The organism is Pseudarthrobacter sp. Y6 (genome assembly GCF_050156205.1).
Classification (GTDB): domain Bacteria; phylum Actinomycetota; class Actinomycetes; order Actinomycetales; family Micrococcaceae; genus Arthrobacter.
The window spans coordinates 61,189-74,035 of the sequence record NZ_CP189574.1 but is presented as its reverse complement, the minus strand read 5'-3'; the positions used below and the strand labels follow the sequence as shown (position 1 = coordinate 74,035).

At 65.1% G+C, this 12,847-nt stretch carries 12 protein-coding genes; 6 read left to right on the top strand and 6 right to left on the bottom strand.

From position 1 onward, the window contains the following. Positions 1 to 6: 6 nt before the first annotated feature. Together ACQCSW_RS00365 and ACQCSW_RS00360 are read left to right on the top strand one after the other, a co-directional pair. The gene (locus ACQCSW_RS00365) at positions 7 to 2,055 is read left to right on the top strand and encodes a PTS mannitol transporter subunit IICBA (protein WP_426988923.1); all 2,049 of its coding nucleotides are present in this window, start codon (positions 7 to 9) and stop codon (positions 2,053 to 2,055) included. Next, positions 2,055 to 3,218 carry a mannitol-1-phosphate 5-dehydrogenase gene (locus ACQCSW_RS00360; protein ID WP_426988921.1) on the top strand — a complete coding sequence of 388 codons (1,164 nt, stop codon included), beginning with the start codon at positions 2,055 to 2,057 and terminating at the stop codon, positions 3,216 to 3,218. Before ACQCSW_RS00365 ends, ACQCSW_RS00360 begins: the two co-directional genes overlap by 1 nt. A gap of 441 nt (positions 3,219 to 3,659) precedes the next feature. On the opposite strand, the gene ACQCSW_RS00355 is transcribed toward ACQCSW_RS00360, so the two are convergent. Together ACQCSW_RS00355 and ACQCSW_RS00350 are read right to left on the bottom strand one after the other, a co-directional pair. Beyond that, on the bottom strand, positions 3,660 to 3,962 hold the full coding sequence (locus ACQCSW_RS00355; RefSeq protein ID WP_426988920.1) for a hypothetical protein: 303 nt from the start codon (positions 3,960 to 3,962) through the stop codon (positions 3,660 to 3,662). Between the two features lie 346 nt (positions 3,963 to 4,308). Further along, positions 4,309 to 4,632 carry a hypothetical protein gene (locus tag ACQCSW_RS00350; RefSeq protein ID WP_426988918.1) on the bottom strand — a complete coding sequence of 108 codons (324 nt, stop codon included), beginning with the start codon at positions 4,630 to 4,632 and terminating at the stop codon, positions 4,309 to 4,311. A 151-nt stretch (positions 4,633 to 4,783) separates the two neighbouring features. Between ACQCSW_RS00350 and ACQCSW_RS00345 the strand changes: the two genes are divergently transcribed. Continuing rightward, on the top strand, positions 4,784 to 5,116 hold the full coding sequence (locus tag ACQCSW_RS00345) for a hypothetical protein (protein WP_426988916.1): 333 nt from the start codon (positions 4,784 to 4,786) through the stop codon (positions 5,114 to 5,116). Between the two features lie 134 nt (positions 5,117 to 5,250). Then, positions 5,251 to 5,772: an N-acetyltransferase family protein gene (locus tag ACQCSW_RS00340; RefSeq protein WP_426988914.1), complete on the top strand. Its 522-nt coding sequence runs from the start codon at positions 5,251 to 5,253 to the stop codon at positions 5,770 to 5,772. 8 nt (positions 5,773 to 5,780) lie between these two features. Here ACQCSW_RS00340 and ACQCSW_RS00335 read toward each other — a convergent pair whose 3' ends face one another. The 4 genes from ACQCSW_RS00335 to rraA all read right to left on the bottom strand — a co-directional run bounded on the left by ACQCSW_RS00335 (position 5,781) and on the right by rraA (position 10,508). After that, a complete protein-coding gene (locus ACQCSW_RS00335) occupies positions 5,781 to 7,220 on the bottom strand; it encodes a sugar porter family MFS transporter (RefSeq protein ID WP_426988912.1) in 1,440 nt (479 codons plus the stop codon). Between the two features lie 214 nt (positions 7,221 to 7,434). Beyond that, on the bottom strand, positions 7,435 to 7,866 hold the full coding sequence (locus tag ACQCSW_RS00330) for an SRPBCC family protein (protein ID WP_426988910.1): 432 nt from the start codon (positions 7,864 to 7,866) through the stop codon (positions 7,435 to 7,437). Positions 7,867 to 8,210: 344 nt separating this feature from the next. Then, a complete protein-coding gene (locus tag ACQCSW_RS00325) occupies positions 8,211 to 9,869 on the bottom strand; it encodes an MDR family MFS transporter (protein WP_426988908.1) in 1,659 nt (552 codons plus the stop codon). Positions 9,870 to 10,010: 141 nt separating this feature from the next. After that, positions 10,011 to 10,508, bottom strand: a complete 498-nt coding sequence (rraA, locus tag ACQCSW_RS00320) for a ribonuclease E activity regulator RraA (protein ID WP_426988906.1) — start codon at positions 10,506 to 10,508, stop codon at positions 10,011 to 10,013. 129 nt (positions 10,509 to 10,637) lie between these two features. On the opposite strand from rraA, the gene ACQCSW_RS00315 reads away from it, so the two are divergent. Then, the gene (locus ACQCSW_RS00315; RefSeq protein ID WP_426988904.1) at positions 10,638 to 11,942 is read left to right on the top strand and encodes an MFS transporter; all 1,305 of its coding nucleotides are present in this window, start codon (positions 10,638 to 10,640) and stop codon (positions 11,940 to 11,942) included. Between the two features lie 102 nt (positions 11,943 to 12,044). Continuing rightward, the gene (locus tag ACQCSW_RS00310) at positions 12,045 to 12,653 is read left to right on the top strand and encodes a TetR/AcrR family transcriptional regulator (protein WP_426988902.1); all 609 of its coding nucleotides are present in this window, start codon (positions 12,045 to 12,047) and stop codon (positions 12,651 to 12,653) included. Positions 12,654 to 12,847 lie beyond the last annotated feature (194 nt).

Genomic DNA, 12,847 nt, shown 5'->3' with positions numbered 1-12,847 from the left:
AAGCACATGGCAACAGAGACAGTTGCGAAACCCCGCACCAGCCTGCGGGTCGGCGTCCAGAAGTTCGGGACGTTCCTGTCCGGCATGATCATGCCCAACATTGGCGCGTTCATCGCGTGGGGGCTCATCACGGCCCTCTTCATTGAGAAGGGCTGGATCCCGGTCCCGGAACTGGGCGGCTTCGGCGCCAACGCCGAGGGAGCACCGAATGTGGGCCTGGTTGGCCCCATGATCAAGTACCTGCTGCCGCTCCTGATCGCTTACACCGGGGGCCGGATGGTCTATGACGTCCGCGGCGGCGTGGTGGGTGCCATCGGGACCATGGGCGTCATTGTGGGCGCCGGCATCCCGATGTTCATCGGCGCCATGATCATGGGCCCCCTCGGCGGCTGGACCATGAAGAAGATCGACCTTCTGTGGGAGGGCAAAATCCGCCCGGGCTTCGAGATGCTGGTCAACAACTTCTCGGCCGGTATCTGGGGCGCGCTGCTGGCGATGCTGGGCTTCTACGGCATCTCCCCGTTGGTTCAGGCCTTCAGCACCGGTGCCGGCAACGTGGTCCAGTTCCTGGTCAACAACGGCCTGCTGCCGCTCACCAGCATTTTCATCGAGCCCGCGAAGGTGCTGTTCCTGAACAACGCCATCAACCACGGCGTGCTGACCCCGCTGGGTATCCAGCAGTCGCTGGATCAGGGCAAGTCCATCCTGTTCCTGCTTGAAGCCAACCCCGGCCCCGGCCTGGGCATCCTGCTGGCGTACATGTTCTTTGGGAAGGGCCTTGCCAAGGGTTCGGCCTCCGGCGCAGCGATCATCCACTTCCTCGGCGGCATCCACGAAATCTACTTCCCGTACGTCCTGATGCGCCCGCTGCTGATCCTGGCCGCGATCGCCGGCGGCATGACGGGCATTGCAACCCTGGCCGTCACCGGCTCTGGACTTGTCGCGCCGGCGGCGCCTGGCTCGATCATCGCCGTGCTCGCCCAGACCTCCCGTGACAGCTACGTCGGTGTGGTCCTCGCGGTTGTGCTCGCTACCACGGTGTCGTTCCTGGTGGCCTCGGTGATCCTGAAGACCACCAAGCACAGCGACGAGGTGGACCTGACCGACGCCACGTCCAAGATGGAAGTGATGAAGGGCAAAAAGAGCTCCGTCTCTTCGGTGCTGACCGGCGCCGGTGCAGGTAGAGGCGTGGGCACGGCTGTCCTGGCCGGCCCCATCAGGAACATCGTGTTCGCCTGCGACGCCGGCATGGGCTCCAGTGCCATGGGCGCCTCGGTGCTGCGGAACAAGATCAAGGCCGCCGGGTTCCCGGACGTCAAGGTCACCAATGCCGCGATCGCCAACCTTAGCGACACTTACGATGTTGTGATCACCCACCAGGACCTGACCGAACGCGCCAGGCCCGTCACGTCCAGCGCCGCCCATTTCTCCGTGGACAACTTCATGAACAGCCCGCGGTACGACGAGATTGTGGAGCTGGTCAAGGGGCACAACACGGAAGGTGCTCCCGACGCCGGTGCTGCCGCCGGCCACGGCGCCCACGTCGCCGCCGCCCCCGTGGACGCGGCACCTTCCGCTGGCGGCGGCACACAAGCAGCCGAGGCTGCGGAGACGGCGGCGCCGTCGGGCATCCTCGTGGCAGACAGCGTCATCCTCAACGGCACCGCCACCACCCGCGATGCCGCCATCGACGAAGCCGGCCGGCTCCTGCTGGCCCGCGGCGCCGTGGACGAGGGGTACATCACGGCAATGCACGAGCGTGAGGAATCCGTGTCCACCTACATGGGCAGCTACCTGGCCATCCCGCACGGCACCAACGCGGCCAAGGACCACATCCTGAAGTCCGCCGTATCCGTGATCCGCTACCCGGAGGGCATCGACTGGAACGGCAAGCAGGTCAAGTTCGTGGTGGGCGTGGCAGGCATCAACAACGAACACCTCCATATCCTGTCCTCCATTGCGAAGGTCTTCACCAACAAGGCCCAGGTGGCCGAGCTGGAGGCGGCGACGTCCGTGGATGAAGTGCTGGCGCTGTTCGGAAAGGTGAACGCATAGTGAAGGCGGTACATTTCGGAGCCGGGAACATCGGCCGCGGCTTTGTGGGGCTGCTGCTGCACCAGGCCGGCTATGAGGTGGTGTTCGCGGATGTTGCGGAGGCGCTCATCGGCCAGCTGGCGGCAGCAGACAGCTACAACGTCCACGAGGTGGGGGAGAACCCCACCGTCCGGACCGTGGACAACTTCCGGGCGCTGAACTCCGGCACGCAGGACGCGGAACTGGTGCGGGAAATCGCCACGGCGGACATCGTCACCACGGCCGTGGGTCCGCACATCCTGAAGTTCGTGGCGCCCGCCATCACCAGGGGAATCGCGGCGCGGGACGCCGGGCTGGCGCCGCTGCAGGTCATGGCGTGTGAGAACGCCATCAACGCCACGGACATTCTGCGGGCCGAAGTTGCCGGGCTCTGGGACGACGCCGCCGGCTCCCTGGATTCCGCGGCGGTGTTTGCGAACACCGCCGTGGACCGGATCGTGCCCAACCAGGAGCCCGGGCAGGGCCTGGATGTGACTGTGGAGACGTTCTACGAATGGGTCATCGACCGAACGCCCTTTGGCGATGCGGCGCCGGTCATCCCGGGCGCAACGTTCGTGGACGAGCTCTCGCCGTACATCGAACGGAAGCTCTTTACGGTCAATACCGGACACGCCTCCGCTGCGTACCTCGGATTTGAGGCCGGCCTGGAGAAAATCTCCGAGGCCATGGCCGACCAGGACGTCGCGGAAGACGTCCGCGCCGTCCTCGAGGAAACCAAGCAGCTTCTCGTGGCCAAGCACGGCTTCAACAACGACGAGCAGGAAGCCTACGTCCAGAAGATCCTGGTCCGGTTCTCCAACCCGCACCTGCCGGACACCGTGAACCGGGTGGGCCGCGCCCCGATGCGCAAGCTCAGCCGGCATGAACGGTTCATCGGCCCCGCGGCTGAACTGGCCGAACGCGGGATCGTGCCCGAGGCGCTCCTGGGTGCCATCGCCGCGGCCCTTCGCTTCACCGACCCCGCCGACGCCGAGGCCACCGAGCTCGCGCAGATCCTGGCGTCCTCATCGGCGGCAGACGCCACGGCCAGGATCACCGGGCTCGCTCCGGAGCACCCCCTGTTCGCGGCCGTGTCCACGCTGGTGGAAGAACGCCAGGCGGAAGGGGCGAAGGCCACCGCCTAACGGCCCCGTCACCGCCACCCCGTCGCCCGCCACCCCTTCACCCAACGGACGCTCTCTCACTTCCCGCAGGTTTTTTGGGAACCCTCTCGCAGCTCGTGCAGGTTTTCCGCGAGCCCTCTCGCAGCTCGTGCAGGTTTTCCGCGAGCCCTCTCGCGCACCGCGCAACTCTCAATGCACGACGCCGGCACTAACCCGGGTACGTAGGGCATCCAGTACCGGCTCGGAAGCTCGGCGGCTGCTTCGGGGAGGCCATCCGGGCCGTGGATCTGTCCCTTCTTCCACTGGAGGAACGCGTGGTCGCTAGTCGCGTCCTGCTGCCGGGCCTGGCCCGGTAGCAGGTGCCATGCCTTCTGACGGCGGCGACGAAGCGCAGATATCTGTACCAGCTTCCGCATGGGGAGCAAGAGTCACACGCAGGCAGGTTCAGAATCGACCTCCCATTTATCGTCCCGGCAGGACCGTGTACAGGTCGACCACCGTTTCCTCAGGCGCGGTTGTAAACCCTCCTTCGATGCCCGCCTGCATCCGGGGAAGAAGGATGTCGTCCCGGAACTTCTCCCAACTCTCCTTCGATTCATGCACTGCCAGGATCGTCCAGCCACCAGCGGAGGCACCGCCTGCATGGAAGGTCTGACCCTCGGGGAGTTGCCCTTCTCCAGGGTGGACAGCAGCCATCGAGGCAAGGTACTGCGCCTGAGTGCCACCGGGAAAGAAATGAACGATTCCGTACGATGTAGTAGCCATCTCTGCTCCTATGTCGGACCGCGGTGGTCCATATGGCCAGTCGTATCCCCTGTCCCTTACGGTGTCAATGGTTTCCCGCGGGAGGGCTAACAGGTGGTTTTGGACCACCTTTGGGGGCATCGCGGACGACCAGGATAGGCCAGGCAAACGGAGCCGGCGACGAGGGCGTTCTGCCGGCAAGTGGACGTTCCAGAGTGCTTCAGGCAAGCAGTAAAACCTGTGCATGCCCCGCTGGCCGCTGGCAGAGACACTGGCGGACAACCCCGCTACTGCGTCGGCGAGACTTCCCGATCTATTGCCAGTGTTTGACCTCCACAGGTCAATTGAACGCCGTCGCGGGTGGTGCTCAACTGGCAGGCCTGGTCTGTGACCCGGAATAGGGTGCCGCCGCCCCGGCAGCCAGGGTCGTTGTCCAGCCCACTGTGCGGCGCCGTATTTTCTGCGGGATGCGCCGGATCAGGGCCGGGATCACGAGCAGCTGACCCGCGGCGCCGGTAAGGAACGCCACCACCAGGAGCCAATAAGCGATTGACGTCCCCGGCACCCCCACATAGAGGAGAAGGTCCTGGGCCGCAGCAGCCCGGTCCGCCGTATCAACTTCAGCATCAGCCCAGCCGGCCAGGACGGCCACGGCAATAAGGACGGCACCGCAGATCTCCCGTCGGCTCATCCGGTGACTACCCCAGAACCGGGTGCGGACACGTCTTGGCGGATGGTCCAGCGGCCGATCGCCGCGGCGGCCCCGACCGTGGGCCCACAGCCCCGACAACCCCGGGTGCGAGCCGAAGCCCAGCAGCCCCGTCAGCATCCAGAACACGAGGGTGGGCACCGCGAAGAAGGCCGCGACATGGATCCATTGGTTCCGGACCGGCCGGAGCAGGTACGCCAGCACCCAGGCCAAGGGCTCGGTGGAAATGATGCGCCGGCTGCGGCGTCTGGCGGATGAGCTGGGCAAAACCATCGTCCTGGTGGTCCATGACATCAACTTTGCGTCCTGCTACTCGGACACCATCCCGGCCATGAAGGACGGCCGCCTGGTGCACCAGGGCACCCCGGAGGAGATCATGCAGGCCGCCATGCTGTACGACGTCTATGACATTGACATCCGGATTGAAGAGATCGACGGCAACCGGATCGGCGTTTACTTCGCCTGAGGCACTGACGAACTGAGGCCCTGACCCCCGCGCAGCTGCTGCGCCGCACGCGCTGTCACCGCGTTCACGCATGCAACGTACGACGCCGGCACCCGGCGTGGGTGCCGGCGGCCGGGCTGTGGAATGCTGGGGTGATGACCACGAACGCAGGTGCGCCCGCCGCCTTGCTGAGTGCCGACGTCGACGGCGGGACCTTCCGCCTCAGGCACGCCGTGTCCACGGACCTGCCCGCCATCGTGGCACTGCTGGCCGACGATTCCCTGGGCGCCACCCGCGAACTGGGCCACGACATGGCGCCCTACGAGCGGGCTTTCGAAGCGATCGACGCCGACCCGTCCCATTTACTCGTGGTGGGGGAGTACGTGCCGGTTGGGGCAGCTGACGGCCCCGTGGTGGCCACTTTCCAGCTGAGCTTCCTGCCCGGCATCTCGCGGCAGGGCTCCTGGCGCTCGCAGATTGAGGCGGTCCGCGTGGCGGACAGCCTTCGCGGCCAGGGCCTGGGAAACCTGATGGTGGGGTGGGCGATCGACGAATCCAGGCGCCGTGGCTGCACGCTGATGCAGCTGACCACACACAAGACGCGGACGGCCGCCCACCGCTTCTACGAACGACTCGGCTTTGACGCCAGCCATGAGGGCATGAAGCTCACGCTCTGACCCGGGCGTTATGCCTTCTTGGAACCCTTGGGGACAAACAGCGTCTCGGCCTGCTCCAAGGACATGCCGTTGGTCTCCGGCACCTTGAACATCACAAAGAAGAACGACGCCGCCGCGAACAGCGCGTACATGGCGTAGGTCAGGGGCAGGGAAGCGGCGGCCATCACAGGGAAGCTGAGCGTGATGGCAAAGTTGGCCACCCACTGCGCGGCTGCGGCCAGGCCCAGGGCGCGGGCACGGATCCGGGACGGGAAGATCTCACCAAGGAGGACCCAGACCAGCGGGCCCCAGGACGCGCCGAAGCTGACCACAAAAACGTTGGCCGCCACGAGGGCCACCGGACCCCAGGCGCCGGGCAGGGAGATCTCGGAGCCTGAGCCCACGGCGGCGGAGAACGCCAGGGCCATGGTGCCCAGTGAAACAGCCATGCCGATGGAACCGGCCAGGAGAATGGGCCGGCGGCCGATCCGGTCCACCAGGGCGATGGCCACGAGCGTGACCAGGATGTTGGTGATGGAGGTTGCCGCCGAGATGGTGAGCGAGTCCTTCTCTTGGAAACCGACGGCCTTCCACAGCGTGGTGGAGTAGTAGAAGATCACGTTGATGCCGACGAACTGCTGCAGGACGGAGAGGACGATGCCCACCCAGACCACTGCCTGCAGGCCGAAAGTCTTGCCGCGGAGCGAGCCCTTCTGGCCGGACAGCTTGTCCTCTTCGATGGCGTCCTGGATCTCGCGGATGTGCCGGTCGGTGTCTTCGGACAGGGCGATGGAGTCGAAGACCTTGCGGGCTTCGTCTTCCTTGCCCTGGAACACGAGGAACCGCGGGGATTCCGGGAGGGTGTAGGCGACCCAGCCGTAGACCACGGCAGGAACCGCTGCGGCGAGGAACATCCAGCGCCAGGCTTCCAGGCCAAGCCAGAACGCCTGGTCGGCGCCGCCGGCGGTGGTGGCGAAGAGTGCGTCGGCCAGGAGAGCGGCGAAGATGCCGGTGGTGATGGCCAGCTGCTGCAGCGACGCCAGCCTGCCACGGACCTGTCGCGGGGAAATCTCGGAAATGTAGGCCGGCGCAATCACCGAGGCCAGGCCGATGCCCAGGCCACCCACCAGGCGCCAGAAGATCAGGTCCCAGACGCCGAAGGCGAAGCCGGTTCCGATGGCGCTGACCAGGAACAGCAACGCGCCGAGCTTCATGGCGGGGATGCGGCCATAGCGGTCGGCGACTTTGCCGGCGAGAAATGCGCCTGCCGCGCAGCCCAGCAGGGCGATGGCCACGGCGAAGCCGGTCACGGCCTCGGAAAGCGCGAACTCATCCTTGATGGCGTCTACTGCACCGTTCACCACGGAGGAGTCGAAGCCGAACAGGAAGCCGCCTACCGCGCCTGCGAGTGCCAGCCAGATCACCCGCTGCGGGATCTTGGCGGTTGTCTGCTCCTTGGCGGTGGGCATGCTGCTCCCTGGGTTTGGGGGTCGGGTGGATGCGGTGCGGACGTCGTCGGCTGAGGTACCGGCTCAAAGGCCGGCGCACACGCGCTAAACAGTGTGGCACGTCACGGCCCGCCGTTCCACTTTGGGTCTTGTTACCCCGGCCGAATCCACCACCGGGAAACAGAGGACGACGACGGCGCCCGCCGCCGTCGTCTTCCGCCCTGCTCCTGCCGCCTCAGGACTCCAGCTCGCGCTTGAGGTTCTGGACAACGGCCTTGTTGTTGCGCGGAACCATGAGCGCCATCACCGGCGTCATGAGCATCTTCAGGCCCGTCGGGCGCATCTCAACCGACCGCGTAAACCGCGTCCCCTTCCCCGCTGTCTGGATGGTGTACGTGATGAGAGGCTTGAGCCCGGCAAACTCGCCGCGATACACAACACGCGCGCCCGGCTCGACTTCAATCGCCGTCAATGTGCCGTGAGTGGCCCCCATGAAGGGCTTGAACTTGAGCGGGTACGTCTTGCCGACGACGGGAACAGCATCGGTTCCGGGCGGCACTGAATCAACGTCTGTATGCCACTTGGGTTCGTTCCGGAGATCCGCCACGAATCGGAAAACTTCATCCGTATTCCGAGCTACAGTGACCGTTTCCACTGATCTGACCATGGTTCCTCCTCGATGGTTTTGCTGGGGTGCAGATGACAACTTTCTGCGCAGCTACCGGCCATAGATTGCTCGCTTAGGTGCAGTTGTACGCCGCTCGCAGTTCGCCGTCAACGGGCGGCGTTTGCGGGGCTGGTGGATTCGCGGAAGGGGTCTATGGAGGCCGTTAGGGGTTCTTGACGCTGTGTTCAAGACTTGGAGGCAGGCCGCCGTCGCTGCAATGCAATGCCGCATCACGCCGGGCCGGCTTTTGGTGCCTCCGGTAGCCCAAATTCCCGGAACTGCAGGAAACAGAAACGGGAGGCAGGTCGAAAACCTGCCTCCCGTGACATTCATTCCGCAGGGAACTACGCGACTGTGGCGTCTTCCCTGGCCTTCGCGGCCTCAGCCGGATCCGTGAGCTTCTTGTTCGGCAGTGCAAAGCTGATCAGGAACGCGATCCCGGTGAGGACGGCTGCGGTGATCATGACGGTGTCGATCGAGTATGCGAAGCCCTCCGTAATGGGCCGGGTGAGCACGCTGTTGGCGGAGTGGAGCCAGCTGGTGTCATTGAGCGATTCGTTCGATGCCCCGTTCTGGAAGAACTCGTAAAGTTTGGCGTTGGCGGGGTCCGCCGCCACTGCCGGGTCGCGCAGCACGGCCTGGTAGTCGGCACTGGACATGGCTGACTTCATCGTGTCGGCGATCGGGCTCGCGGCCAGGCTGAACAGCATGGAGATGAACACGGCGGTGCCCACTGCGCCGCCCATGGAGCGGAAGAACGCGGCGGACGACGTGCCCACGCCCATGTCCTTCGGGGGCACGGAGACCTGCATGGCCAGGGTGAGCGGCTGCATGCAGAAACCCAGGCCCATGCCGAAGAACACGGCGATCACGCCGGGAACCCAGAGGCCCGTATCCACGCCCAGGAACAGGCCCATCGTCACGGCGGCGGCGGTAAGGATGCCCGTACCCACGATGGGGAAGATCCTGTACGTGCCCGACGCCGAAATGGTGCGGCCCGCGGTGATGGAACCGGTCAGGATGCCCATTGTGAAGGTGATCATCATCAAGCCGGCTTCGGTAGGTGTGAGCCCCTTGACCAGCTGCAGGTACATGGGCAGCATGGCGATGGCGCCGAACATGCCGATGCCGATGATGAAGTTCAACAGCGAGGACAGGCCAAAAGTAGCGTTCCTGAAGAGCCGGAGCGGGATCAGAGCGTAGTCCCCGGCGCGCTTTTCAGCCAGCAGGAACCAGATGATGCCCACCGCGCCCAGACCGTAGCAAAGGAAGGAGTTCAGCGACATAAAGCCCCAGCTGCGGCCCTGTTCCGCCACTAGGAGCAGCGGGACGATGGCGAGCGTGACGGCGGCCGCGCCGAAGTAGTCGATCTTCTGCTTCACGTGCTTGGCCGGCAGGTGCAGGAACATAAACACCACGGCCAGGGCCGCCAGGCCGATCGGCAGGTTGATAAAGAACACCCAGCGCCAGCCGTCAAAGCCCAGGATGTTGGCCGAACCTGCGAACGCGCCGCCCACCACCGGGCCGAGCACGGAGGAGATGCCGAACACCGACATAAAGTAGCCCTGGTACTTGGCCCGGTCCTTGAGGGAGACGATGTCGCCGATGATGGTCAGCGCGAGGGCCAGCAGCCCGCCGGCGCCCAGGCCCTGGACGCCGCGGGCGATGGCCAGTTCCGTCATGGAGTGCACTGAGCCGGCGTAGAGCGAGCCGACCAGGAAGATGACGATGGCGATCAAGTACAGCGGCCGGCGGCCGAAAATATCGCTCAGCTTGCCGTACAGCGGCGTGCTGACGGTGGACGTGATGAGGTATGCGGTGGTGGCCCACGCCTGGAGGGACAGCCCGTCGAGGTCGTTGGCGATGGTGTAGATGGAGGTGGACACGATGGTCTGGTCCAGGGATGCCAGGAACATGCCCAGCATGAGCCCCACCATCACGGTGACGATCTGACGCTGTGTCAGGGTTTCGCCGGCGGCACGCACAGCGGTTGTTTGGGACATGGCTTCTCCAGGAAAGAATAAGGGATCACGTTCGATAGTTGCTTTCAGTAACTATGTTAGGTCGCGTTTCATTCCCACTGCCAGATATTTCTTCCGCAGCCGCAGGACCCGGCCAGCGCCGCCGCAGCTGGAGGCCCCCGATCAGCGCTCCACGAGGATGCCGTCCGGATCGCACCAGACGGTGACACCGGGACGGAAGGTCACGCCGTCGAGCACTACATCCACATCAATCTCACCGGCGCCGGCTTTGGCGCTCTTGCGCGGGTTGCTGCCCAGCGCCTTGACGCCAAGATCCAGGTGGGCGATCGCCTCGCGGTCGCGGATGGCGCCGTTAATCACGACGCCGGCCCAGCCGTTCGCCACGGCGCTCTCGGCGATCATGTCCCCCATCAGGGCTGTGCCCAAGGAACCGCCGCCGTCCACCACCAACACTGCGCCATTGCCGGGGGTGGCCAGTGTGGACTTGACCAGGGCGTTGTCCTGGAAGCAGCGGATGGTCCGCGCCGGGCCGCTGAAGTGTGAACGGCCGCCGAGGGACTGGAACTGGAGTGATACGGACGCCAGTTCCTCGCCGCGCTCGTCGTACAGATCGGCGGTGTTGACAGGGCTGTTGGTGTTGCCTGCAGCAGATGCGGTCATTGGATCTCCAGGTTTTCAGTGTCGTGGTGGGCTGCGCGCCCGCGGGCGCGCTCCGTACGACAAGCGGGGCGATGCAGCCCACGATAGTCTGATTGTCAGAATCACCAACCGTTCCAGGGGGAACCAGTTATGAGCCTGCCCGACACACCCGCAGCACCGGATCCCAGCCCTGCGTCGGTTCCCGGAGCGGCCGCGGAACGCTCGACGGCGGCGCTCGCCGAGCCGACGCAGAAGGTCACCGCGCGTTGGGTCACCGGGCTGGTGCTGGTCAACGTCGGCATTAACGCAGCTTTCTTCGGGCCCATCAATGTATTTATCGGCCAGCAGGCCATCGGCATCGACGAGGCCAATAAGGAAGCCATCCTGTCCCTCGTGACAGGGTGTGGCGCCGCCGTGTCGCTGGTGGCCAATCCGCTGTTCGGTGCACTTTCCGACAGGACGGTCTCAGGGTTCGGCCGGCGTGCGCCCTGGGTCCTAGCGGGCGCCATCCTGGCAACCGCCGCCTTGCTGGCAATGTCCGGTGCTACTGCTGTTGCCCTGATGGTCCTGTTCTGGTGCCTGGTCCAACTGGGCGCCAACGCTGCGTACGCCGCCATCACTGCCGCCGTCCCGGACCGGGTGCCGGTGCTGCAGCGCGGTGGTGTGGGCGGCCTGGCGGCGATGGGCCAGACTGGGGGCATACTCCTTGGCGCGGTCTTTGGGGCGGTTGTCTCGGGAAACTTCATGGTGGGTTACACCATGTGTGCGGCCGCCCTGCTGTTCTCCGTGCTGCCGTACTTGTTCCACCGGAATGACCCGCCGCTCCCGCGTGAAGCCCGCCCGCCGTTCTCGTGGGGCAGCTTCCTGCGCGGCTTCTGGATCAGCCCGGCACGCCACCCGGACTTCGCCTGGGCCTGGCTCACCCGCTTCCTGGTCAACGTCTGCAACCAGCTGACTATTGTGTACCTGCTCTTTTTCCTCCGGGACGTCATCAAGCATGAGGACCCGGCGCTGGGCGTCTTGATGCTCACGGGAATCTACGCGGTGATGGTCATGATCACCGCAGTGCTGGCCGGACCCTGGAGTGACCGGGTGGGTAAACGTAAGCCGTTTGTGATCGGCTCGTCCGCCACGATCGCCATGGCGGGACTGATTATGGCCTTTTTCCCGGTGTGGCCGGGGGCCTTGGTGGGGGCCGCCGTCCTGGGCGTCGGCTTCGGCGCGTACCTTGCAGTGGACTTCGCGCTGCTGACCCAGGTGCTGCCACAGGCAGCTGACCGGGGCAAGGACATGGGGGTCATCAACGTGGCCAACTCGCTGCCGCAGGTGTTCGCCCCGTTGATCGCCTTCCTCTCCCTGCAGTTCCTCGGCGGGTACGTCACGTTGTTCACCACGGCCGCCGTCATCGGCCTGCTGGGCGCTGTTTTCGTGGTCAAAATCAAGGGGGTCGACTGATTCGGCTTTTGTTTGTGCCGTATAGTTGAGGCGGACTGCAGGAACCGTGGGATGAGGACTCTCCCTGCTGCTGCACCATAAGAACACAACCCCGGAATCCTGATGCCCGAGACTCTTCCAGCCCATCCGTCCATGGCCGCCCGGCCCTCCACGCCGCGTCAGCGGCTGCGCTACACGCGCATCCTTGAGTCCGCCGGAGGATTTGCCCGCAAGGGGCTGGATTCGGTGGATCTCACGGAAATTTCGGAAAAGTCCGGCGTGCCGCTGGGCACCCTCTACCGGTATTTCCCAACCGCCAACCACCTCATGCTGTCCCTCTACCGCCAGCAGCTGGACGAGCTTCAGGTGCGGGCCCGCACCTCAGCGGCCAGCTTCGGCGGCCGGGCCCTCACCGGGGTGGTCATGGAGATCTTCCATATGCGGGTGATGCAGCCCGCCGTCGAGCAATGCCTGAGCCGCTGCGTCTACCTCAAGGACAAGGACACCACGGCCCTCCTGCATGAAATCGATGCCCTGAGCGAAACGGCGGTGGCCATCGCCTCCGACGACGCCGTAGCGGCCCGGGTGCTCCTGCTGACCGTCACTGGTCTGGTCCAGTCCGTCCGCAACCGCCGGCTTTCGCTCTTTGAGGCCGAAGAGGACCTCAAAAAGGCCTGTGCATTGCTTGCTCCGGTGGCTGCCGGGGCCCGCGCTGCCCATCGATCGGCGTAACCGGTCTAGACCAGCCGGCCAATAAATACGTCTTTATGCCGTGACGTGGGTCACAAAAACGCGTGATTAAACGATTTGGCACGCCTCGGGACCCTTGAATGCACTTTCTGGGGCGTGAGCGCTGTTTATTATTGCAGGACCGGAGTGGCTGGCAACCCGCATCTGCAAGGGCTTCACACCGGGCCCGCCACCTC

Excerpts from the sequence above, each read along its gene's own strand:
- ACQCSW_RS00340 (WP_426988914.1), top strand. The coding sequence starts at position 5,251 with ATGACCACGAACGCAGGTGCGCCCGCCGCCTTGCTGAGTGCCGACGTC.
- ACQCSW_RS00335 (WP_426988912.1), bottom strand. The coding sequence starts at position 7,220 with ATGCCCACCGCCAAGGAGCAGACAACCGCCAAGATCCCGCAGCGGGTG.
- ACQCSW_RS00315 (WP_426988904.1), top strand. The coding sequence starts at position 10,638 with ATGAGCCTGCCCGACACACCCGCAGCACCGGATCCCAGCCCTGCGTCG.
- ACQCSW_RS00365 (WP_426988923.1), top strand. The coding sequence starts at position 7 with ATGGCAACAGAGACAGTTGCGAAACCCCGCACCAGCCTGCGGGTCGGC.
- rraA (WP_426988906.1), bottom strand. The coding sequence starts at position 10,508 with ATGACCGCATCTGCTGCAGGCAACACCAACAGCCCTGTCAACACCGCC.
- ACQCSW_RS00330 (WP_426988910.1), bottom strand. The coding sequence starts at position 7,866 with ATGGTCAGATCAGTGGAAACGGTCACTGTAGCTCGGAATACGGATGAA.
- ACQCSW_RS00355 (WP_426988920.1), bottom strand. The coding sequence starts at position 3,962 with ATGGCTACTACATCGTACGGAATCGTTCATTTCTTTCCCGGTGGCACT.
- ACQCSW_RS00325 (WP_426988908.1), bottom strand. The coding sequence starts at position 9,869 with ATGTCCCAAACAACCGCTGTGCGTGCCGCCGGCGAAACCCTGACACAG.
- ACQCSW_RS00350 (WP_426988918.1), bottom strand. The coding sequence starts at position 4,632 with ATGAGCCGACGGGAGATCTGCGGTGCCGTCCTTATTGCCGTGGCCGTC.
- ACQCSW_RS00310 (WP_426988902.1), top strand. The coding sequence starts at position 12,045 with ATGCCCGAGACTCTTCCAGCCCATCCGTCCATGGCCGCCCGGCCCTCC.